Annotated in this window: 17 protein-coding genes; 8 read left to right on the top strand and 9 right to left on the bottom strand. The window is 66.7% G+C overall.

Annotated elements, in window-relative coordinates; all coding sequences use genetic code 11:
• Positions 1–17 precede the first annotated feature (17 nt).
• Positions 18–779 carry a cupin domain-containing protein gene (locus AC07UK_RS09520; protein ID WP_494687761.1) on the top strand — a complete coding sequence of 254 codons (762 nt, stop codon included), beginning with the start codon at positions 18–20 and terminating at the stop codon, positions 777–779.
• A 53-nt stretch (positions 780–832) separates the two neighbouring features.
• Positions 833–1,825, top strand: coding sequence for a Bug family tripartite tricarboxylate transporter substrate binding protein (locus tag AC07UK_RS09515; protein ID WP_494687760.1), 993 nt, complete (start codon positions 833–835; stop codon positions 1,823–1,825).
• 51 nt (positions 1,826–1,876) lie between these two features.
• On the opposite strand, the gene AC07UK_RS09510 is transcribed toward AC07UK_RS09515, so the two are convergent.
• The 6 genes from AC07UK_RS09510 to AC07UK_RS09485 all read right to left on the bottom strand — a co-directional run bounded on the left by AC07UK_RS09510 (position 1,877) and on the right by AC07UK_RS09485 (position 9,963).
• Positions 1,877–2,977 (bottom strand): transporter, encoded by a 1,101-nt coding sequence (locus AC07UK_RS09510; RefSeq protein ID WP_494687759.1) that lies wholly within the window; start codon positions 2,975–2,977, stop codon positions 1,877–1,879.
• A gap of 187 nt (positions 2,978–3,164) precedes the next feature.
• On the bottom strand, positions 3,165–4,802 hold the full coding sequence (locus tag AC07UK_RS09505) for a bifunctional 3-(3-hydroxy-phenyl)propionate/3-hydroxycinnamic acid hydroxylase (RefSeq protein WP_436224609.1): 1,638 nt from the start codon (positions 4,800–4,802) through the stop codon (positions 3,165–3,167).
• Between the two features lie 34 nt (positions 4,803–4,836).
• Positions 4,837–6,765: an acyl-CoA synthetase gene (locus AC07UK_RS09500; RefSeq protein WP_494687758.1), complete on the bottom strand. Its 1,929-nt coding sequence runs from the start codon at positions 6,763–6,765 to the stop codon at positions 4,837–4,839.
• A 31-nt stretch (positions 6,766–6,796) separates the two neighbouring features.
• Complete coding sequence (locus AC07UK_RS09495) at positions 6,797–7,819, bottom strand: alcohol dehydrogenase catalytic domain-containing protein (RefSeq protein ID WP_436224607.1); 1,023 nt, start codon at positions 7,817–7,819, stop codon at positions 6,797–6,799.
• Complete coding sequence (locus AC07UK_RS09490; protein ID WP_436224606.1) at positions 7,816–8,772, bottom strand: fumarylacetoacetate hydrolase family protein; 957 nt, start codon at positions 8,770–8,772, stop codon at positions 7,816–7,818. Before AC07UK_RS09490 ends, AC07UK_RS09495 begins: the two co-directional genes overlap by 4 nt.
• 48 nt (positions 8,773–8,820) lie before the next feature.
• Positions 8,821–9,963, bottom strand: coding sequence for a VOC family protein (locus AC07UK_RS09485; protein WP_436224605.1), 1,143 nt, complete (start codon positions 9,961–9,963; stop codon positions 8,821–8,823).
• A gap of 158 nt (positions 9,964–10,121) precedes the next feature.
• Between AC07UK_RS09485 and AC07UK_RS09480 the strand changes: the two genes are divergently transcribed.
• On the top strand, positions 10,122–10,811 hold the full coding sequence (locus tag AC07UK_RS09480) for an ArsR/SmtB family transcription factor (RefSeq protein ID WP_436224604.1): 690 nt from the start codon (positions 10,122–10,124) through the stop codon (positions 10,809–10,811).
• A 24-nt stretch (positions 10,812–10,835) separates the two neighbouring features.
• The gene (locus AC07UK_RS09475; protein WP_010810742.1) at positions 10,836–11,342 is read left to right on the top strand and encodes a DUF6630 family protein; all 507 of its coding nucleotides are present in this window, start codon (positions 10,836–10,838) and stop codon (positions 11,340–11,342) included.
• Between the two features lie 29 nt (positions 11,343–11,371).
• On the opposite strand, the gene AC07UK_RS09470 is transcribed toward AC07UK_RS09475, so the two are convergent.
• The 3 genes from AC07UK_RS09470 to AC07UK_RS09460 all read right to left on the bottom strand — a co-directional run bounded on the left by AC07UK_RS09470 (position 11,372) and on the right by AC07UK_RS09460 (position 15,226).
• On the bottom strand, positions 11,372–12,304 hold the full coding sequence (locus AC07UK_RS09470) for a LysR family transcriptional regulator (RefSeq protein WP_436224603.1): 933 nt from the start codon (positions 12,302–12,304) through the stop codon (positions 11,372–11,374).
• Between the two features lie 71 nt (positions 12,305–12,375).
• Positions 12,376–13,461: a Zn-dependent alcohol dehydrogenase gene (locus tag AC07UK_RS09465; protein ID WP_436224602.1), complete on the bottom strand. Its 1,086-nt coding sequence runs from the start codon at positions 13,459–13,461 to the stop codon at positions 12,376–12,378.
• 88 nt (positions 13,462–13,549) lie between these two features.
• On the bottom strand, positions 13,550–15,226 hold the full coding sequence (locus AC07UK_RS09460) for a phospholipase D family protein (protein ID WP_436224601.1): 1,677 nt from the start codon (positions 15,224–15,226) through the stop codon (positions 13,550–13,552).
• Between the two features lie 406 nt (positions 15,227–15,632).
• Here AC07UK_RS09460 and AC07UK_RS09455 point away from each other — a divergent pair, with 406 nt between their 5' ends.
• From AC07UK_RS09455 to AC07UK_RS09440, 4 genes are all read left to right on the top strand, one after another.
• Positions 15,633–17,168 carry an amino acid permease gene (locus AC07UK_RS09455; protein ID WP_436224600.1) on the top strand — a complete coding sequence of 512 codons (1,536 nt, stop codon included), beginning with the start codon at positions 15,633–15,635 and terminating at the stop codon, positions 17,166–17,168.
• A 65-nt stretch (positions 17,169–17,233) separates the two neighbouring features.
• Positions 17,234–18,910 (top strand): amidohydrolase, encoded by a 1,677-nt coding sequence (locus tag AC07UK_RS09450; protein ID WP_494687757.1) that lies wholly within the window; start codon positions 17,234–17,236, stop codon positions 18,908–18,910.
• 348 nt (positions 18,911–19,258) lie between these two features.
• The gene (locus tag AC07UK_RS09445) at positions 19,259–21,421 is read left to right on the top strand and encodes a TonB-dependent siderophore receptor (protein ID WP_494685907.1); all 2,163 of its coding nucleotides are present in this window, start codon (positions 19,259–19,261) and stop codon (positions 21,419–21,421) included.
• 270 nt (positions 21,422–21,691) lie between these two features.
• Positions 21,692–23,215 (top strand): NCS1 family nucleobase:cation symporter-1, encoded by a 1,524-nt coding sequence (locus AC07UK_RS09440; RefSeq protein ID WP_494685906.1) that lies wholly within the window; start codon positions 21,692–21,694, stop codon positions 23,213–23,215.
• Positions 23,216–23,230 lie beyond the last annotated feature (15 nt).

Below are 23,230 nucleotides of genomic sequence, written 5' to 3'. Positions count from 1 at the left end.
AGCGAGGAGACATCCGAATGACATCATCCTTTGTACGGAGGGCCACCGACGTGCCCGCGTACGCACCGGCCAACCATACGGGAACGGCGAACCAGCGCATCATCGGCAAGGAGACTGTCGGCGCGCGCCGGCTCGAGGTCCTGCTCGGCACGATTTCGCGGGGCCACGGCGCATTGCCGCATGCGCACCCGAACCTCGAGCAGGCGTCGTTCCTGCTCGCCGGCGAGGGTGTCGGCGAACTGCCCGGAAAGCAGCGCGTCTTGCGCGCAGGGGACTGGAGCTTCAATGCGGCCGGCGTCTTCCATCGCTTCGAGGTCATCAGCGACGAACCGGTGCAGGTGATGGTGGTCTACGCTCCGCCGTACAGCGAAAACACGAACGCAGCAGTGACCGCGACCGGTCCGGACGACCCGCGCCTTCAGGCCGGTGCCGCCGAGGTCCGCGACGTTCCCGCCAGCACCGAACCGATCGCGCTGCCGCACTATCGTGGTGCGCTCGCCAGGCCGGTCATCACACGCCAGACCGTCGATTCCCGCTTTCTCGACATCTACATGGTCGACCTTGATCCCGATGGCGGCGCCGAGCCGCACAGGCTTGGCGAGACCGAGCAGGTGCTCTTCGTGCGTGGCGGCACGATTCACGGTCGCATCGAAGGCGAGCGCTTTGCCGCCGGGACTGGGGAGTGGGTTTACGTTCCCGACGGTGCGGAGCTCAGCCTCGAATCGGCGGACGGGACGTGCGAGCTGATTGTCATTCGCGCACACGATCCGCTGTCCTGACGCAAGTTCGGCCAAGTCAATCCATCAGATCCCGAGATACGGGAGGAGACAAGATGATCCAGCGATTTCCCCGGCGACGCATGCTCGCCCTGCTGTCCGGACTCGCCACTGCTTGCGCGGCCCCGCAATTGGTGTGGGCAACTGGCCTGAACGAGTATCCGGACAAACCGGTCCGTGTCGTGGTGCCGTTCCCCGCAGGCAGTGGCACGGACAACATCGCGCGCTACATCGCGCGGACCATCACGGCCCAGACCGGACAGTCCGTCGTCGTGGAAAACCGCCCCGGTGCCAACGGTTTCATCGCGGCCACGGCGGTCGCGACGGCGCCCGGAGACGGGTACACGATGCTCATCACGACAAATACCACCCACGCGGCCAATGCGTCCCTGTTCAGGAAGCTGCCCTATGATCCCATCAAAGACTATGCGCCGGTTTCGCTGATCGCCAAGAGCGGATTGGTCCTGGTGGTGCCATCCGACAGCCCGGTGCAGAAGGTGTCAGAGCTGACCACGCTGGCGAAAAGCCGGCAAGGCAAGATGACCTTCGCCAGCGGCAGTTCCTCCACCCGGGTCGCCAGTGAGCTCTACAAGATGATGAGCGGCGCATCGGCACTGCATGTGCCCTACAAGGGCGTGCCGCAGGGCCTGACCGACTTGATGGGCCACCAGGTCGACTTCATGATTTCCGACATCAATCCGGCCCTGCCCCTGATCCAGAACGGCAAGCTGCGCGCGGTCGCCGTGACCACGTCCAGGCGCCATCCCCTGCTCGGCAATGTCCCGACCATGGCGGAAAGCGGCCTGCCAGGGTACGAGATGACGGCCTGGGTTGCTGCCTTCTTCCCTGCCAATACGCCAAAGCCGGTGGTCGCGCGGATGAGCCAGCTGATTCGACAGGGGTTGACGAACCCGGCGGCTACCGAATACTTCAGCCGGACAGGAGGCCAACCCTCCCCATCGACGCCGGAAGAGCTGGCCGCGTTCGTGCGCGGCGAGACCGTGAAATGGGCTGAGGTGATCAAGGCCGCCGGCATTCAGCCGGAATGACCAGCGCCGTCGGGGAGCGCCGGGAATACTCGGCCGGCCCCCTGGCGGCAGTCAGAACATCCGGATCAGCCGGACCTGGGTGAAGTTTCCGTGCTTGGCATTGCGCGACGATGTCGTCGCCATGTACTGCACGGTCAATGCCACATCGACCACCGGGATCATCGTCGTGAAGAACGCCCCCAGGTTGTTGGAACGGAAACGGCTTGCGCCCAGCGGATTGTTCTCGTCATCCTGGTACTGCTGGATCCGGATCCCATGCACGCCCACCACCCCGATCGGCGTTTTGTACCCGGCAGCGAGCTCCACGCCGAACCAGTTGCCGCTGCGTACATCGTTGTCCCGGTTGCGGCTGTTCAGGCCCGCGGATACCTTGGCCGCGAAGGCCAGGTTCGATGTGGGCAGGTAGGCCACCTGGATGGCAGGGCGCACCGTGTAGAAGTTGCCGTTGCCGATATCCGGGCCGGCGTCGGCGCTGTACTTCCCCGTCGGCACCACGAGCGAAGCGCTGCCCAGCACCCGCAACTTGTCGCCCACGTAGTGCCAGCCGGCGATGAGCTCGACGTCCCCGAGACCGCTGACGTCGCCGCTTTCGCTCGCGCCCTGCGCCTTGAGCGCGCCCTGGTACTGGCTGCTGAATTGCCCTTGCACCGCGCTCTGCACGTCGGCCGGAACCGCGGGATTCCAGTTGAGCACAGGCGTGGCGCCGCTCGTGCTGATTGATTGAGATTTCCTGGCGAATGGAACGTCGACGGCAAAGGCCAGCCGCCCGCCCCCAAACTGCTCGTTCGTGATATAGCCGAGCACCAGGTCCCAGCGCGTCATGGTGCCTGAGGCCGGAATCTCTACCGTGCCGCGCGAAAAGGTGGGATAAAGGGCCGAAGGCGTCGGCTTGGGCAAGGCAACCGTGCCTCCGGGAATGCCTTGGGTCAGCTGCCCACCGTCATCCCCGGTCACCTTGCTGACACTGACGTAGGTGGCGGCGAGCGCGCTGATAAAGCCGGTCTGGTTGGGCGGCGCAAACATCTCGCCGCCCAGGCTTCCGGCAAGGTTGTAGCGCGGCTCGAAGCCCTCCGCCCCCCATCCCGCGCAAGACCACGCAAGCATGGTCCATGAAACGACGGAGCGAAGCGCGTCCGCTGTTCTCGTTGCCATCTTTGTCTCCTCCGGCATCAAAGCCGTTTTCCTTTTTTTTTGACGACGCGGGATCGACCCTTGCCTCGACCGGGCCGGTGTGTTCGCCCGCGGTTATCGCGGGATGCCTCTGGTCGGGTGGGGCGTCATCGCCAGCACATCGCTGGCGCGCGGAAGCGCACGCCAAAGCGATCAGGGCAAGCCAATGTCAGCCGGCGGCCTGCAGAGTGCGAGGCAAGCCTTCGGGCAGGGGGCAGTCCGCGCCGAGCATCGCCAGCGATTCGCGCACGATGTCGTCGAGGGCCTCGAGCGGGCCATCGTGCAGCACGGTGCGGTCGGGGCGCACGACCGCGATCCAGCCGACAGGTGCGGCCCCTGGCACGAGCTGGTCCGACATGTCCTCCCAGGAATGTCCGTCCTGCGGCCCATGCTCGCCTTGCCCGCAATGGCGCAGCTGCACGATGGCGCCGCCTGCCTGTCGCCATGCCGCCTGAAGGCTACGATCCAGCCGCGACGCGGGATCGCAGCCGAATCCCGCCAGCACGAGCCGCGCCCCGAGCGCATCGTCGCTCGGCACGATGGGCGCGCCCGGCCCGCGGCGCACCAGCCCTTGCGGCAGCAGACCGCCGCGCACCAGCCTCGCGCGCGTCTTGCCGCGCTGGAACAGGCCCCGCCTGAAACGCGCGGGCGGCTTGATCTTCAGGTCCTCGAAGAAGGCTCGCGCCCAGGGCATGCGCTGCATCAGCGCCATCGCGCCATGGACGGCGAATGCCGCCATCCGGTTGCGCGGCATCACCAGCCGGCCCATCAGGAGCGCCAGGTTGATGATGGAGCGGGCGTGTGGGCGCCGCTCGGTGTCATAGGTGTCGAGAATGGCGGGCGTCGCCCTTCCCTGCACGACCCATGCGAGCTTCCAGCACAGGTTGGCCACGTCGCGCAGCCCGGCAACGAGCCCCTGGCCGACGAAGGGCGGCGTGATATGCGCGGCGTCGCCCACCAGGAAGGCGCGGCCCCTGGAGAAGCGATCGACGATGCGCGCATGGAAGCGGTAGACCGCCGTGCGCTCGATCGTGATGTCCTCCGGCTTGCACCAGGGGGCTAGCAGTTCGCGAATCTTGTCCGGCGATTCCATCTGTTCACGCGTCTCGCCGGGCTGCAGCATGAACTCCCAGCGTTGCCTGCCGCCCGGCGCAACCATGTGCGGCGTAGGCCGGCGCGGATCGCACAGGAATTCGACATGGTCGATCGGGTTGGGCACGTTCAAGGCGTCGACGACCAGCCAGTCCTGTGTGAAGGTCTTGCCTTCGAAGGCAAGGCCGGCGTGGCGTCGCACGAAAGAATTGGCGCCGTCCGCGCCCACGATATAGCGCGCGCGCACGGTGGCCGTGTCACCACCGGGAAGGCTCACCGTGGCGCGCACCGCTTCGCCGTCGTCGTCGAAACCGGTGAGATCGGCGCCAAGCGCGATGCTCACGCAGGGATAGCGGCTCAAGCGGGCGCGCAAGGCGCGTTCGAGATCCGGCTGATAGAACGTGACCAGTCGCGGGTGGCAGTCCATGGTGCCGGCTGTGTTGGCACGCGCGTATCTGCCGAACAGCGGCGAATGCATCTGCACCTTGGCAATGGCCAGCGTATCGAACGCGCCTTCCTCGAGCCCTGCCATCTGCAGGATGCGCAGCGCTTCGTTATCGAGCACGATGGCCCGGGGCGCGGTGAAGATATCCGCGGCCTTGTCGATGGCCAGGGTACGGACGCCGTAGCGTCCCAGCAGGTTGGCCGCGGTGGCGCCGACCGGGCCCAGGCCCACCAGCAGGACGTCGACCTGCTCGGGCAATGTGGTATTCATGAGCGGTTTCTCTACGGGAGGGGACTCGGCGCGTTCACACCGGGCAGTTGAAGTCGAGCGGGAACGGAAACGGTCCGAGCAGATCCTGCACGCGCGCCATGTCCGCGGCGGGGCATTGGACGAAGGCGACGGTGCCGCGCCGGATATCCGGCGCCACGCGCACGCTGGCGGCCGTGCCGGCCTGCGCCAGGATCTCTCGGAACACTTGCCCGGCAGCGCGCATGCGCAGTTCCGCCCGGGCCACCTTGCCGATGGAAGTCAGCGGCATCTCCTGCAGGATGTCGATGCGCACCGGCATTGCAGCGCGTTCCGGCACGAGGTTGCGCGCGGCCGCCAGCAGTTCGTCGGCAAGCGCGCTGAAGCCTGGCTTGAGCGTGACATAGGCGACTGGCAATTCCCCGGTGTGCGCATCCGGCTGGCCGACCGCGGCCGCCATCGCCACGGCCGGATGCTGCAGCAGCGCGTCCTCGATCATCGCCGGATCGATGTTGTGGCCGCCGCGGATGATCAGCTCCTTGGCGCGGCCGGTCAGATGCAGATAGCCGTCGGCATCGAGATGGCCGAGGTCGCCGGTATTGAGCCATCCCGGATCGAGCCAGATGCCGCGATTATCTTGCTCGCGCAGATGGCCGGGAAACACGTTTGGACCGTTGATGCCGATCACGCCGGTTTCGCCCGGCGCGCACGGCTCGGTGGCGTGGCCGGAACCGTCGACCTTCCAGACGCCGATTGCCTGGTGCGGCAGGCGCAGGCCGACCGTGCCGAGTCGACGCTCGCCCTGCGGCGGATTGAGGGCCGAGACGCACGCGCCTTCGGTCAGGCCGTAGCCCTCGTACAGCGGAATGCCGGCGGCGGCTTCGAAGCGCCGCGCGACCTCGGCCGGCAGCGGCGCGGCGCCGCAAAAGGCAAAGCGCAACGACGCAATGTCGGCGCCTTCCCGCGGCAGATCGGCCAGCGCGGCGTAGATCGTCGGCACGCCGCTGAAGCTGGTGGCGCGGAACCGTTCGACCAGCTTCCAGAAGTTCGGCATCACGCCCTGACCCCGATAGCCGGCGGGCGTCAGCATCACCACCTCCCAGCCGCCATGGAACGCGGCAAGGCCGGTGATCATCGCGCCGTTCACGTGGAACAGCGGCAGGCCGCACAGGATCGTGTTTGGCGACGGGATCAGCGCCTTGAGCATCGACGCGACGAAGGCTTCATTGAGATGCGTGTGCGTCGCGACTTTGGGCAGGCCGGTCGTGCCGCCGGTATGGAAATGCGAGCAGATGTCGGTCGCCAGGATGCGGCGCTTCGAAACCAGCGTGTCCGACGGCTCAGCCGCCAGCGCCTGGTCGAAGCCGACCATCTTCACGTCCGCGCGGCATGGCCTTGATGCTGTGTCGAAGGCCGCTTCAACCCGCGCACGCGCCGCGGCAGGAAGGTACGGCGCAGCGCTGACGACGAACAGGGTCCGCACCGATGGGCAACGGTCGGCCACGGCGACGGCTTTGTCCCACAGCGCGCTGTCAGAGACCGGGGCGCAGGCGACCAGCGCTTGCGCTCCTGTCTCATTGACGATGGCGGCGATATGGTCGACCTCCAGCATCGGGTTGATGGGACCGGCGATGCCGGCAGCCTGCGCGCCCAGCAAGGCGTAATGGGTCTGGGGCAGATTGGGCAGCAGCAACGCCACCGCCGTGCCGGTGGTAACGCCGGCGCGGTGGAAGGCGTTGGCCGCTTGCGTCACGCGCGCCTTGAGGGTTGCGTAATCGACGACGAATTCTGGCGCGTCAGCCTCCCCGGTCATGACGAAGCGCAATGCGGTCTGGTCCGGATGGCTGTCGCAGGCACGGCACAGCAGTTCGTAAGTGTTCTGCGCGGGCAATCTTTCCTGCCAGGGCGTGCGTTCGAAGTCGTCGATATCCGCCTGGGTCCGGATGCCGCCGGTACGCGTCCCGCGGTCGTTTGTGTTATCGGGCATGCTTGTCTCCTTGTGGTGGCCCTGTCTTTTTCTAGAGTTCCCCTGGCAGCAGGACGGCCCGCCCGGGTTGGCCTTGCCCGACGTGCAGGAACGCCTGCCCGGCCTCGCTGAGCGTAAAGGTCTTCACCTCGGGAGGCGCCAGCGCCGCCGCGCAATCGGCCAGTGCCTGCAAGGCCGAAGGGTTCGGACGGAAGGTTGTCCACCCATAGCGCGCGCCCTTCGGTATCAGGCCGCGTTTGCCACGCTTGCCGACCAGCGTGGCCACCCCGCCTCTGAACAGTCCCAGCCGGTCGAAGTTGCCGAGCAGCGGATGGACCGTGGTCGCATGACCGGCCGCGTCGGGCGCCAGCCGGCGCAGCAGGTCCGCTTCGTCATCCCAGTTGGCGAAATTCAGGGTGGCGGCGAAATGCCGCGGCAGGCTCGCCAGCGACTGGCGGTGGCGATCGACGAGTACGTCAGCGCCAGCGGCCAGGCAGGCAACGAGTCCCTTACCTCCGCCAACAGCGGTAACACTCGCTCCCAGCCTGCGCAGCAACCAGACCGCGATCTGGCCCAGGCCACCGGTTGCGCCGTGCACGAGCGCGGGACGCCCGTTCACGGTCTCGCGGCAAATCCCGGCGTCGGCGAACGCGCGCGTCACGGTCAGGAAGTTGTACGGTAGCGTTGCCAGGGCTGCGGCCGGGATGGACGACGGCCTCAGGCGAGCGTGTTCGGCGCGCATGGCGACATGGGTGGCATGCGTGCCTGCACTCGACGGCGGCTTGGCGCCGAACACGGCATCGCCTTCGCGCAGCCCGGTCACACCCTGGCCCACCGCGCAAACCGTCCCGACAAAATCGTTACCGAGCACGAGCGGCATGCGCGCCGCGCCCATGAGAGAGAAAAGTCTGCTGCCGTAGCCGCCGCGGCGGCGCACATCGATGGGATTGACCGCCGCGGCCTCCACTTGCACCACGATCTCGCCCTGGCGAGGCTGCGGGCGGGGCGCCGGGCGCAGCCGCAACGGGAAGGCATCGCCAAAGCCGTCGATGGTGGCGATATAGCTGTCGCTCATGCCGCCACCACCCGATTGCGCTGCTCGCCCAGGTCGATGGCGCCGTCGTCGGTGCGGATCGAAGCGGTCATGACGTCGCCGGGCCGCAGGTAAGCCGGGTTGGACAGGCCCTTCTTGATGAAGAGGCGCCACTTCGCACTCTCGGACAGCACATGCCGGAACACCCACATCGCCAGCTTGCCAGGCGCACGGGCGGCGCAGCCGGCCGGCGTGCCGGTGGCGATCAGGTCGCCGGCTTGCAGGTCATGCAGCGCGGACATCTCGGTAAGCGTCTGGTGCGGCTTGAAGATCATGTCGCCGCAATAGGCATCCTGGCGGGGCTGTCCGTTGACATGCAGCTGCATGCGGAACTCGGGCCAGCGCCGCCATTCCTCGGCGTTCAACAGCACCAGGAAGGGCCCGACCGGGCCGAAGCTGCGGTAGCTCTTGCCCTTGTAGAACTGTGCCTGCGGCAGCTGGACGTCGCGCGCCGAAATGTCGTTGACAATGGTCACGCCAGCAAGGAACTCGTGCAGCTGGTCCGGCCCGACCTGGACCGCGCCGCTCAGCGGCTTGCGCACCACCAGACCGAGCTCGATTTCGTAGTCGAGCAGATGCACATGCGCCGGCCGCACCACGTCGGCGTCGGCGGGCGCAAGGCAGGACGGGGCCTTGGTGAACAGGGTGTTGAAGCCGATCTTGTCAGGATCCATGCCGGACTCACGCACATGGCTGGCGTAGTTGATGCCCTGGCACAGGAACTGGCGGTCAGACGTGACCGGCGGCAGCAGCGTGACGGCGTCGAGCGGCAGCGTGGCCTGGCCCGGGGTGCTGCGCCACGCGGCTTCGAGGCCATTCGTGACGAAGTCGGCGGTGCTGGCAGAGCCGCAAGACAGGGGCGCGATGCGGCGGTCGTGGACCACACCCCAGCAGGGCTCGCCGCCATGGAGATATCGGACGACTTTGACGGACATTTGCTTTCCTTGACGTGAGGGGGTTCGTACGGGGGCGGGAACGCAGGCTCAGAGCCAGGGCCGCGCCCGGGTCATCGCGCGGCCAAGCAGCTTCAGCCGCGCGGCCGAGAGCCGGCCGGCGCGCAGCAGCCGCGCAACCCGGAACACCGTGGCGAGATTGCGCTTGACACCCATGCTGGCGGGGACGTCGTCGCCCCATGCCCAGATGCCGGACATTTCCAGCGGCACGTAGTGGGTTTCCCGATCGGCGGTGAAGACATCGCCGTCGGCGTAGTGCTCGAATTCCATGCCATCCGGATCGAACCAGTAATCGAACAGCTGGCTGCCGAGCACATGGCGCCCGATACCCCACATATGGCGGTGGCCATTCGCGCGCAGCACGTTGTGGCCCTGGCCGAGCGCATCGAGGTCAAGCACTTCGTATGCGCTGTGCTCGTATTTCTCCTCGATGCCGCCGGCGAGCACGAAGGCGTGATGGTCCGCGGGCGTGCTGCCGAGGTCCAGGCGGAAGAAGCAGAGATTGGGAGACCCGTCCTCCAGATACTGGACATCAGTCGGGATCAGGCCTAGATGACGCATATACCAGCGCGCCATGCCGGGAAAGTCGACAGTCTGGAGCACGACGTGGCCGAGCTTGACCACGGCCGCGGGCTCCAGCGGCGGCCGGACCGTAGCATTCACCCGCCGAAGCTGTCCCGGGTCGTTGGTGAGCGAATGCAGCGGGTCCCGCAATGGCAGCGGGTCGACCGGCTGCTGGCCGGTCACCAGCCACAGCAGGTTCCCGGCGGGGTCGGTCAGTTCGACGCCGGCGCCACCGCCCGGAATCTCGTCGGACCGGAGGCGGCGCGCATTCGCGTTGGCCTCGAGGTAGTCCAGGTCTGCCTCGCTGCGCACCGAAAAGGCCGCGCCGACATAACGCGAGCGCTGGCCTTGCGTCGCCACCATCAGGTACGGCTGGGGTCCGGCGCCGCGCATCAACAGCTGGCTGCCGGTGCGCGACACGCAGCGCATGCCGAAATCCGTCAGGAAGGTCTGCGTCGCGCGCAGGTCGCGCTTCTCGAACATCAGGAAAGCAAGCGCCTGGGCCTTGACCAGGGCTTCGGGCCGGTCGAGCCTCTGGACGAAGGCAGGCAGCGCGCTTTCGGGGAAAGCCGGCGGCGTGCGCAGCACGCTGCGGGGCGGGCGGGTCATGGCGTCTCCTGGATGGCCGGGCGCCGCCACAGGTGGCACCCGATGTTATGACGACATTATCGTCATCATGACTATTTAGTCAATATCAAAAAGAGAGACGGCGTTTTACCGACCCATCGCCTATACTCCGCATGACACATTTCATCCGGAGCTAAACCATGGATTACACCCCCGGCATCAGCCAGCTCGCCGGCCTGCTCGCCGATCCCGGCCGCGCGGCCATGCTGTGGGCGCTGATGGACGGCAGCGCCCGGCCCGCCGGCGAGCTGGCGCTGATCGCGGGGCTGTCGGCCTCTTCCACCAGCGGCCACCTGGCCCGGCTGGCCGAAGGCGGCCTGCTGGTGGCCGAGACGCGCGGACGCAACCGCTACTACCGCCTGGCCGCGCCGGAGATCGGCGTGGCGATCGAGGCGCTGGCGTCGGCGTCGCTGGCAAGCCAGCCGCCGCGGCTGCGCGACGTGCCGGTATCACGCACCGCGCCACCGGCGCTGCGCCAGGCGCGCACGTGCTATGACCACCTTGCGGGAGAACTGGCGGTGGGCCTGTTCGAGCGGATGACGCAGTCAGGCTGGCTGATGCTGGATGGACAGCGCGTAGACCTGAGCGGCGACGGCGCGCAGGCGCTGGCAGGACTGGGCGTGGATGTGGAGGCCGCCCGGCGCAAGCGGCGCCAGTTTGCCTGCACCTGCCCGGACTGGAGCGAGCGCAAGCCGCACCTGGGCGGCGCGCTGGGCGCGGCGCTGTTGGGCAGCCTGCTGGCGCGCGGCTGGGTCGAACCCACGCGCACCTCGCGCGCGTTGCGCGTGACACCGGCGGGCCAACGCGAGATCATCCGCATCGCGGCCTAGACCGCAGCAACAGGAGAAATCAAGATGGCCACACCACTGGACGACGACACGCAGGACGCGATTGCGCGTTTCTTCGCCCTGATCAACCTTGGCGACAGCGCGCAGACCTCGGCGCAGCTGTCGATGTTTGAAGATGCCCTGCTCGATGCCGAGGACGATGACACCGATGGCCAGGAACTGCTGTGGGTGATCCGCGAGGTCATCGACTGGCAGTCCGGGTTCTTTGTCGACTGGAAGGATGCCCAGTCCTTTATCGGCTGCCTGAACCAGCTGTGCGAACGGATCGACCTGGAGATCGACTGGGGCAGCGACGACCCCGAGGAAGAAGCCTTCCTGGAGACCACCAGCGTGCCCGAACTGATGGAGCTGGCGCACAACCAGTTGCGCGTGGCCGGCTATACGCTGTGGAACTGGGATACGGGCGGCGACGCCTACGGCGGCTGGATCACGCGCAGCGAGGATGATGAGGAGATGCTGGATCTTGCCGAAGTGCTGCACTTTGATGTGCGCCCGGCCGAGCAGCCTTATTGACCGATGCCTGCGAGCGGAGGCCGAGGCAGCTAAGGGTTCTCCCGCCGCTTGCCGGCCGGGCGCCGCGCCTCCGGCACCCCCAGCGTCTGCTCCAGCACGTCCAGCAGCAGCCGCACGCTGGCCGGCATCAGCTTGCGCGCCGGCATCAGCACGTAGACCTTCAGCGGCGATGAGGCATAGCCCGGCAGCACGCGCACCAGTTGCCCCTGCCCGACCGCATCCTGCACGAAGCGCGGCGACAGCCGCGTCACGCCCAGCCCGTCGAGCGCCGCCTTGAGCCGCAGCTCGGCGTTATGGGTGCAGATGCGCGGCTCGACATCCAGGCGTGCAATCTCCACGCCGTCGCGCAGGAACTCCCAGTGCCGGTCGTCGGCGTTGCCCAGCGTGGGCCACCCTTGCAGGTCCTGCGGCGTGCGCGGCAGCCCACGCGTCTTGATCAGTGCCGGCGCGGCATAGAAAGCGCGTTCAATCAGCACCACGCGCTTGCTGGCGAACGAGGTGTCGTGCAGCGCGGTGTCAGTCATCACGAACGCGAGGTCGTAGCCGTGCCGGATCAGGTCGGGCTGGTCCCAGCTGACATCGACCTGCACGCGCAGGCCCGGGTGGGCGCGCAGCACGCGCGTCAGGCTTTCGGACAGATGCTGGGAGCCGACTTCATAGGGGGTGGAGATGCGCAGCAGGCCGCTGACTTCGGCGCTGTCCGAGGTGGCCTCGGCACTGATGTCATGGAGTTCGGCGAACAGCGGCGCCACGCGCTCATACAGGCGCTGGCCGCGTTCGGTCACGCGCACGCGGCGCGTAGTGCGCTCGAACAGGCGGATGCCAAGCTGGCTTTCCAGCCGCGCCACCGCGGCGCTGGCGGAAGATTTGGGTACCTCGGCCAGCTCGGCCCCCTGGGTGAAGCCGCCGCCTTCCACCACGCGGCAAAAAATCTCCCAGTCCTTCCATTCGATTGTCTTCATGCGGCGCCTCGTCATTGCGGTGCGCCGCGATTGTCCCACAGCGCGAACCATGGCGCTGTGGGCCGCGGCCCTTAATCGAACAGGATCACCGAGCGCGCCAGTTCGCCGCGGCGCAGTTCGTCGAAGGCATCGTTGATGCGCGCCAGCGGCAGGCGCTGCGCGATCAGTTCGTCCAGGTGCAGGCGGCCGGACATGTAGAAGTCCACCATGCGCGGCATGTCCACCGGGAAGCGGTTGGAGCCCATCAGCGAGCCCTGGATGCGCTTCTCGCCAAGGAAATCGCTGCCCTTCAGTTCGATCTTGACGCCCGGCGCGATCATGCCGATGACCGTGGCGGTGCCGCCCCGGCGCAGCATGGCAAAGGCCTGCTCGGTGGTCTGCTTCAGGCCGATGGCCTCGAAGGCATGGTGCACGCCGCCACCGGTGAGGGTGCGCACGGCGTCCAGCACGTCGGCATTGCCGGCGTCGATCACGTCGGTCGCGCCAAACCTGCGCGCCAATTCCAGCTTGGCCGGCACGCGGTCGATGGCGATGATGCGCCCGGCGCCGGCGATGGCGGCGCTGTTGACCGTGGCCAGCCCGATGCCGCCGCATCCGATCACGGCAACGGTCTCGCCCGGCTGCACCTTCGCGGTATGGATCACCGCGCCCATGCCGGTGGTGACCGCACAGCCGATCAGCGCGGCGCGGTCCAGCGGCATGTCGCGCCGTATTGCCACCAGCGCGTGCTCATGGATCAGCATCTGCTCGGCAAAGGCCGACAGGTTCAGGAACTGGTTCATCGGCCCGCCCTGGCGGCCCATCAGGCGCGGCTCCTCGCCTTCGCGGCGGCGGGTATCGGGCTCGGTGCACAGCGACAGGTGGCCGGTCAGGCAATGCTCGCAGTGGCCGCAGTAGGCCGACAGGCAGGTGATCACATGGTCGCCGGGCTTGACCGTGCGCACTTCGGCGCCGACCTGCTCGACCACGCCCGCGGCCTCGTGGCCCAGGATCGCCGGCATCGGGTACGGATAGGCGCCGTCCAGGAAATGCAGGTCCGAGTGGCACACGCCCACGGCGGCGGTGCGCACCAGCACCTCGCGCGGGCCGGGCTTGCCGATGGCAACGTCTTCGATCACCAGCGGGGTCTTGGGTTGATGCAGGACAGCGGCTTTCATGAAGCTCCTTTGCGGCAGGCAACGAAGCGGAAAACCATACGCCCAAACCCGGGTTCAGGAAAGGCCCGGTGCAGCACCACAGCCAGGTTTACAGCTCTTCCTTGATCGGGAGCACGCGCAGCACGCCAATGCCCAGATGCTGCAGCGGGCCCATGCCGGGTTCGCTGTCATAGACCATGAGCTGCCCCTTCTCGCGCGTGGTCCAGGTCAGGCGCCGGTTGCCGCCGTCGCCATCGGTCTGCATCCCGACGCGGTAGGTCATGTCGAGCAGCGCGTTCTCGGTGGACTTGATCATGCGCTCGGCCAGCGCCGGGCTGTCCAGCACGATGCCCATCTCGGTATTGAGCTTGGCCGAGCGCGGGTCCATGTTGAGCGAGCCAATGAATACCAGGCGCCGGTCGACGATGTAGTTCTTGGCGTGCAGGCTGGCGCGGCTGGACGACAGCCAAGAGCGCGAGCGTGAACCGCGCGCGGCCTTGCCGCTGCTTGCCAGTTCGGCGTAGGCGCTGGGCTTGAGCTCATACAGCTCTACGCCCGCGGCCACCAGGGCCAGCCGGTGCGGGGCGTAGCCGGCATGCACCGGGCTGACATCGGTGGCGGCAAACGAGTTGGTCAGGATGCGCACGCGGATGCCGCGCTTTGCCAGCGCGATAAGCCAGGCCTCGCCGTCGTCGTCCGGCACGAAGTACGGCGAGATCAGCAGCACCTCCTTCTGCGCGCCGTTGATCATTTTCTCGAGCCGGGCGGTGGCGTACCCGGGATCGTCATCGGTCTGGTGCGTGATCTTGGCAGCCGAATCGGAGACCACGACTGCGTTGCCGCTGTAAGCAGGCATATGGCCGCTCTCGATGCTCTTGGCCAGGCCCGACTCCAGCAATTCCTTCACGTAGGGACTGGCGATAGCCTGGTCGCCGCGTGCCTCCAAACCTTTGCGCAGGCTGCGCATCTCAACCGGCGCTTCCTTGCCTGCCGGGATCAGCGCCACCACCGGATATGAGGACTGGTCGTTCCAGTATTCGTCGAACACGGCCGACACCTGCGGCACCGCCGGTCCGGCAATCAGCACATCGAGGTCGCTGAAGTCCATGTCGGTGCGCGCGGAGAAGTAGGCATCGCCGATATTGCGCCCTCCCACCAGCGACATCTGGTTGTCCACCGTCATCGACTTGTTGTGCATGCGCCGGTCCAGCCGCTTGAAGCCGGCCAGCATTTCCAGCCAGCGCACGCTGCGGTTGGCAAAGGGATTGAACAGGCGCACTTCGATATTGGGATGCGAATCGATGGCCGACAGGATCTGGTCCATGCCGCCGGTATGCAGGTCGTCGAGCAGCATGCGCACGCGTACGCCGCGGTCGGCCGCGTCGAGGATGTCGCCCAGCACGGCGGCGCCGGTGCCGGTGGTCTCGAAGATATAGGTCTGCAGGTCCAGGCTGCGCACCGCCGCACGCGCCATCGCCAGCCGCGCAGCGAGCGCGTCGGGCCCGGACGACAGCGGATAGAACAGCGACTCGCCGGGGCGCTGCGCCAGGCGCGGCGCCAGCACCTTGCCCAGCGGGGTATCGGCGGTACTGGCTGGAGCGCTCGAGGGGGTGCGCTGCGCCGAGGCCGGCAGGCTGGCGCACCCTGCCAGCACCCCGGCCGCCAGCGCGGACACCAGCATCAGCGCCGTCATCCGGCGCAGGCCCCGGCAGCGGCTGGCGCCCGCATGCCCCGCGGCACCGCGTGGCCGGGTATCGAACGGGACATGGCAGAGCATCTGGAACATCCGTGAGGTCCCCCTGCGGCGGGATGGGATGGGGCTGGCTCCGCGCGCCGGCCGGCGTGCAGGGCCTGCTACTTCGCACGATATACCGTGCGCCGTGGCCGCAACAGCGGTGCCATTCCTGTTCCACGCCGGGTGTTTGTCCTACACCTCATGGACAAACAAGGTACCGCGCGGCGAATGCGGCACATTTGGCGGCGCGCGGCCCGCGCAGCGGCTTTCCCTGCACAGCGATTTCTCTTATGATGCCGCCCAATATACCGGCCGGTTCAACCGGGAGGAGGCACTGGCGGCGCCGCCGGAACCCACACGGCTGGTGCTTCGGCGCAGCTTGCCGCCTCTCGGCGATGCCGGCATAGTTGCGCCCCTTCGCGCCTTTAGTCCTCGCGCGCGCCCAGACCGGATCCTGATGTCAAGCCAACCTTCCCAGCCCACCTCTTCCGGCGCCCCCGCGCCGACGCTGCGCCGCACCCTGCGGGCACGCCATCTCACCATGATCGCCATCGGCGGCTCGATCGGCACGGGGCTGTTCGTGGCCTCGGGTGCCACCATCGCGCAGGCCGGCCCCGGCGGCGCGCTGGCCGCCTATATCCTGATCGGAGCGATGGTCTATTTCCTGATGACCAGCCTTGGCGAGCTGGCGGCCTACATGCCGGTGTCGGGCTCGTTCGCCACCTATGGCGCGCGCTATGTCGATGAAGGCTTCGGCTTCGCGCTCGGCTGGAACTACTGGTACAACTGGGCGGTGACCATCGCGGTGGAGCTGGCCGCGGCCCAGCTGGTGATGCAGTACTGGTTCCCCGACACGCCCGGCGTGCTGTGGAGCGCGCTGTTCCTGGGCCTGATGTTCCTGCTCAACGCGATCTCGGTACGCGGCTTCGGCGAGGCCGAGTACTGGTGCGCGCTGGTCAAGGTGGTGACAGTGATCGCCTTTATCGGCATCGGCACGCTAATGATCTTCGGCATCCTGCGCGGCGATGTATCGGCCACGCACGGGCTGGCCAACCTGACCATCGGGGACGCACCCTTCGTCGGCGGCCTGCCGGCGCTGATCGGCGTGGCCATGATCGCCGGCTTCTCGTTCCAGGGCACCGAGCTGATCGGCGTCGCCGCCGGCGAATCGGCCGATCCCGCCAAAAACATCCCGCGCGCGGTGCGCCAGGTGTTCTGGCGCATCCTGCTGTTCTATGTGCTGGCGATCCTGATCATCGGCATCCTGATCCCCTACACCGACCCGAACCTGCTCAAGAACGACGTGCAGACCGTGGGCGTCAGCCCGTTCACGCTGGTGTTCCGCCATGCGGGCCTGGCCTTTGCGGCAGGCGTGATGAACGCGGTGATCCTGACCGCGGTGCTGTCGGCCGGTAATTCGGGCATGTATGCCTCTACCCGCATGCTGTACAACCTCGCCACCGAAGGCCGCGCGCCGCGCATCTTTGCGCAGCTGACGCGCAACGGCGTGCCGCTGATGGCGCTGCTGGCCACCACCGCGGTGGGCGCGCTGTGCTTCCTCACCTCGCTGTTCGAAAGCCGGTCAGTCTACCTGTGGCTGCTGAACCTGTCCGGCATGACCGGATTTATCGCCTGGCTGGGCATTGCGGTCAGCCATTACCGCTTCCGCAAGGGCTTTGTCGCGCAGGGGCTGGACCTGGACCGGCTGCCTTACCGCTCGCCGTTCTTCCCCTACGGGCCGATCTTCGCCTTTGCGCTGTGCCTGATCGTCACGCTGGGCCAGAACTACCAGGCCTTCACCAGCGGCAAGATCGACTGGGTCAGCGTGGCCGCCACCTATATCGGCATCCCGATCTTCCTCCTGATCTGGCTGGGCTACCGCATTGCGCGCAAGACGCGCTTCGTGTCCTATGCCGAGATGCAATTCCCCGCCCTGCCGGCCAGACGCGATGCCGCCCCGGCGCGCGACGCCGTACCGGCAACCGGTGAATAGGCGCCATTCCCGGGCGCTCACAACCAGCAGTACATAAAAAAAGCACAACAACAAGGAGCATCGCTTTGAAGAGAGCAATCCGCATGAGCATGCTGGCGCTTGGCGCCGGCATGGCACTGAGCCTATCCGCGCACGCCGCGCCGACGCTGGTGGAATCGGTGCAGGGCTACACCCTGAAGCAGGACAAGATCACCAGCTTCACCGGACTGGTGTTCGACCAGGGCAAGGTGCTGGCCACCGGCGACGCCGCCGCGCTGCGCGCGCAGTACCCCGATGCCAGACGCATCGACGGCCAGGGCAAGACCCTGCTGCCGGGCCTGATCGACGCCCACGGCCATGTGTTCCGCCTGGGCTTCAAGACCACCGAGATCTCGCTGTCCGGCACAAAGACCCTGGCCGAGGCGCAAGGCATGATCCGCGCCTATGGCGACAAGAACCCGCAGCGCAAGTGGCTGCTGGGCTATGGCTGGAACCAGGTGAACTGGAAGCTGGGCCGCTTCCCGACCGCGGCCGAGCTGGACGCGGCGGTGTCGGACCGCCCGGTGCGGCTGGTGCGCGTGGACGGCCACGCCGCGTGGCTCAACACCAAGGCGCTGCAGGCCGCCGGCATCACGCGCGACACCAGGGACCCGGCCGGCGGGCGCATCGAGCGCGACGCCGACGGCAACCCCACCGGCGTGCTGGTCGACAAGGCCATGGCGCTGGTCAACAGCGTGATCCCGCCGTACAGCGACGACGACCGCCGCGCCGCACTGGCCGCCTCGCTGGCGCACATGAACGCGCTCGGCCTGACCGCCGCGGGCGACGCCGGCGTGACCGTTGCCGAAGACAAGATCTACCGCGAGTTCGCCGACCAGGGCAAGCTGACCACGCGCATCTACGGCATGATCCGCGACACCGGCGACGACTTCAAGGCGCTCTCGGCCAAGGGGCCGCTGGTGGGCTATGGCAACGACCGCTACTACCTGCGCGCGGTCAAGCTGTACGGCGACGGCGCCCTGGGCAGCCGCGGCGCCGCGCTGATGGCGCCGTATTCGGACGACCACGTGCACAGCGGCCTGCTCTTCATGAGAGACGCCGCCATGCAGGCCGCCGTCAAGACCGCGATCAAGGCCGGCTACCAGGTCAATATCCACGCCATCGGCGATGCTACCAACCACCAGGTGCTGGATGCCATGGAAGCGGCCTACAAGGATGTGGGCGGACGCCAGTTGCGCAACCGCGTCGAGCACGCGCAGGTGATCGCGCTGCCGGACATCGCGCGCTTCAAGACGCTGGACCTGATCGCCTCGATGCAGCCCACGCACGCCACCAGCGACATGAACATGGCCGAGGACCGCGTCGGCAAGGACCGCATCAAGGGCGCTTATGCCTGGCAGACGCTGCTCAGGCAAGGCACCGTGATCGCGGGCGGCTCGGACTTCCCGGTGGAATCGGCCAACCCGTTCTACGGCCTGCACGCGGCGGTGACCCGCACCGACCATGAAGGCCGCCCGATCCGCGGCTGGCATCCGGAAGAGGCCATGACCCTGCCGCAGGCATTCCGCGCCTTCACGCTGGACGCGGCCTATGCCGAGCACCAGGAGAAGACGCTGGGCTCGCTCGAAGCCGGCAAGTGGGCCGACTTCATCCTGGTCGACCAGGACCTGTTCAAGGCCAGGCCTGCCGACATCTGGAAGACCCAGGTGCTGGAGACCTGGGTGGCGGGTGAGCGGGTGTACGCGAAGGACGGCAAGCGTTAAGCCGTCATCCACGGCACGCCGCCATTCGCGGCGGCTTGCTGTCCTTGCAAAAAAGCGCGCGGCACTGCATGTGCCGCGCGCTTTTCTTTTGCTGGCGGTCTGGTCTGCTCGCTACGAGGCCAGCTCGCTGTGCGATCCAAGCCCGGCAAGTTGCAGTGTCCAAGGCTCTGGCTTCCGATAGATCAGCAAAAGGTCTGGCGGCACCTCGTTGTTTTCAACCACAAAGCTCATGTGGTGTCTTGACGCCCTATCCCGACACAAGCATCATTCGGACTTTTCGTAAATGCGAATAATTCGCATTTGTATCTACATTTACATACAGGCCCGTCTGCCTCCTGCTGGTCCCTCATGAACCGCCAAGTCATCCGCGCCGCGCGCCTGCGCGCACCCAAACCCCGCCATCTCGCCGTGCTGGCGCAACTGGCCGTCCTGGCCGGCTTTCCGGCAACCGCCGCGCTGGCGCAGCAAGCCGCGGCGCAAGCGGATGCGCAGTCGCTGCCCGCGGTGACCGTCAGCGCCTCGGCAGTCGACGATTCCGGCCTGCAGCTTGAGAAAAAGGCCAGTACCGGCGCGCTGGGCTCGCGCACGCAGCTCGACACCCCGTACTCCACCACCATCGTCACCGGCGAAGACCTGGCCGACCGCCAGGTGGCCAAGCTGGGCGATGTGTTTGCCATGGATGCGTCGGTCAGCGACAACGGCAACGGCTACAACAGCTGGTCCAGCTACCTGAGCGTGCGCGGCCTGCAGATCGACTGGCAGAACGGCTTCAAGATCAACGGGCTGCCGTTCATCGCCTACGGCATCACGCTGCCGTACGAGCATATGGAGCAGGTGGAACTGCTCAAGGGCCTGCCGGGCTTCATGTACGGCTTCGCCACCCCGGGTGGCATCGTCAACTACGTCACCAAGAAGCCGACCGACACCTTCACCGCCTCATTCGAGCTGGGCTACCGCGCCGCCAATGTCTGGAGCGAGCACGTCGACCTGGGCGGGCGCGCCGGCCCGGGCAATATGTTCGGCTACCGCCTGAACGTGACGCACGAGGAAGGCACGCCCTACAACGCGCGCAATATCAAGCGCGACAGCCTCTCGCTGGGCCTGGATGCGCGCCTGACCAGGGACCTGACCTGGACCTTCGACTCGATCTACCAGGACCGCCGCGCCACTGGCCAGATGCCGTCGTTCAGCCTGTGGAGCTACGGCGACACGGCCCTGCCGGCCGCGGTGTCCGGCCGCATCCGCAACTTTGCCGGTGCCGACCAGCACCTGAACACCAACCTGCAGCTGTACAGCACCGGCCTGCACTACCAGATCAATCCGGACTGGGCGGTCAGCACCAACTACAGCTTCACCAAGGTCAACCGCAGCCGCAACGAAAGCACCTACAACCTGCTGAACCAGGCCGGCGACTACAACGACCAGCGCTATGACACCGCGCAGAACCAGCAGGTGGGCCAATGGCAGGCGATGCTGGAAGGCAAGTTCCGCACCGGGCCGTTCGGGCACCAGCTGGTGGCGGGCCTGTCGTGGCAGAAGCAGATCGACCGCTATGACAACAACGGCTTCGGCGCCGTCATCGGCACCGGCAACATCTTCGAGCCCAATACCAACACGTACTACAGCTCGACCGCCTTCAACAAGGTGCGCAACAGCGACATTACGCAGAAGTCGGTGTTCGCCAGCGACACCGTGCAGCTGAGCGAGCGCTGGTCGGTGCTGGCCGGCCTGCGCGTGACCAACTTCGAGCAGAACGGCTACGTGCCGGTGACCTCCAGCTACAGCAAGAACGGCGTGGTCACGCCCACGCTGGCGCTGATGTTCAAGCCGGTGCCCACGGCCACGGTCTACGCCAGCTACGTGGAAGCACTGGAGCCCGGCTCGATCGTGCCGGATGGCTACACCAATGCACGCCAGCTGCTCAGCCCGATCCGCAGCAAGCAGTATGAGATCGGCGTCAAGGCCGACCAGTCCGCCTGGAGCGCCACCGCCGCCGCCTTCCGCATCGAGCGCGGCGCCGAGTACGACAGCATCAATGGCGTCCTGCCGACGCGCCAGCAGGACGGCACCTCGATCTACCAGGGTCTGGAGCTGGCCGGCGTGTACCGGCTGGGCTCGCAGTGGGAATTCGGCGCGAGCGCGATGTACCTGGACTCGTACTACGACAAGGGCATGGCCAACAACGGCAAGCGCGTTGCCGGTGCGCCTGACCTGGTGCTGGCGGGACGCATCAGCTACCGCGTGCCCTTTGTGCCGGGCCTGCGCCTTGGTATCGATGGCAAGTACACCGGCAACACCAAGCTGAACGCGGGCAATACGCTGGAAGCCGGCGGCTACACGGTGTTCAATCTCGGCGCGAGCTACAACACCCGCGTCGCCGGCAAGGACCTGACCCTGCGCGCCGCGCTGAACAACGTGACCAACAAGCGTTACTGGGGCTTCCAGTATGAGAACTACATCCAGCCGGCCGATCCGCGCGGCGTGAGCCTGACGGCCAGGATTGCGTATTGAGGTTCACCCGAACGCAACAAGGCCTCGCAGAACCCCGCTCTCCGGAGCGGGTTTTTTTTCGTGGCGAAAACTGGCTTCCCGCCCCGGGCGACTTCAGGGAAAGCGAATGTTGACAATCACGAATCCGTGATCTACAACATCGTCTACACACTCAATCATTTTTGTAGACAATTTAGTAGACAGTAAAACCAGCTTCCCATCGGCGCACACCAAGAGCCCAACGGCCGCATGTCGCCTATCGTCAAGACACACATCTGCCAGGAGACTCAGATGATGCAAACGACCGCAACGCCCGCAGACGCACCGCAGGTGCAGGCGGGGCATGCCGCACACGGCAATGCCCTGATCAAGCCGGGTTATGACGAACGCCTGACCAATGAGGACCTGGCGCCGCTGCGCAAGCAGACCTGGGGCACCTACAACATCTTTGCCTTCTGGATGTCGGACGTGCACAGCGTGGGCGGCTACATCACCGCCGGCAGCCTGTTCGCGCTGGGGCTGACCAGTTGGCAGGTGCTGGTGTCGCTGCTGGTCGGCATCCTGATCGTGCAGTTCTTCTGCAACCTGGTGGCCAAGCCCAGCCAGGTGACCGGCACGCCCTATCCAGTGATCTGCCGGGCCTCGTTCGGCGTGCTCGGCGCCAATATCCCGGCAGTGATCCGCGGGCTGATCGCAGTGGCCTGGTACGGCATCCAGACCTACCTGGCTTCCAGCGCCTTCCTGGTGCTAGCGCTGCACTTCTTCCCCGCGCTGGCGCCGTATGCCGACGTGAAGCTGCACGGCTTTGCCGGGCTCTCCACGCTGGGCTGGGCCGCATTCATGGTGCTCTGGGTGTTGCAGGCGCTGGTGTTCTGGACCGGCATGGAGACCATCCGCAAGTTCATCGACTGGGCCGGCCCGGCGGTGTACGTGGTGATGATCGCGCTGGCGATCTGGCTGGTGAACAAGGCCGGCTGGGAGAACGTCAATTTCACGCTGAGCTTCGTCAAGTACACCGGCTGGGAAGCGGTGCCGGTAATGCTGAGCGCGATCGCGCTGGTGGTGTCGTATTTCTCCGGCCCGATGCTGAACTTCGGCGACTTTTCGCGCTATGCCAAGGACTTCAAGTCGGTCAAGCGCGGCAACTTCTGGGGCCTGCCGGTCAACTTCCTGGGCTTCTCGCTGCTGACCGTGATCACGACCTCGGCCACGCTGCCGGTGTTCGGCAAGCTGATCACCGACCCGGTGGAAACCGTCAGCCATATCGACAGCACCTTCGCCATGCTGCTGGGCGCGTTCACCTTCATGACCGCCACCATCGGCATCAATATCGTCGCCAACTTTGTCTCGCCGGCATTCGACTTCTCCAACGTCTCACCCAAGCACATCAGCTGGCGCACCGGCGGCATGATCGCGGCCGTGGCTTCGATCTTCATCACGCCCTGGAACCTGTACAACAACCCGGCGGTAATCCACTACACGCTGGACGTGCTGGGCGCCTTCATCGGCCCGCTGTTCGGCATCCTGATTGCCGACTTCTACCTGGTGCGCCGCCAGCATGTCGACGTCGACGACCTCTACACGCTGAACCCGCGCGGCCGCTACTGGTACCGCAACGGCTTCAACCCGGCGGCGGTGACCACCATGATCCCGGCGGCCATCATCCCGATCCTGTGCGTGGTGGTGCCGGCCTGGCAGCAGGCGGCCAACTACAGCTGGTTTATCGGCATGGGCATTGCGCTGGTGCTGTACCGGCAACTGGCGCCGCGCATGATGCCCGGCCACTTCGGCAGCCGCGCCGCCGGTCAGGCCTGATCCCGGGACCATTCT

This window comes from Cupriavidus sp. GW821-FHT07C08 (assembly GCF_059419025.1).
Note: the sequence above shows the minus strand (reverse complement) of the source record. Positions and strands in the feature narration are given on the sequence as shown.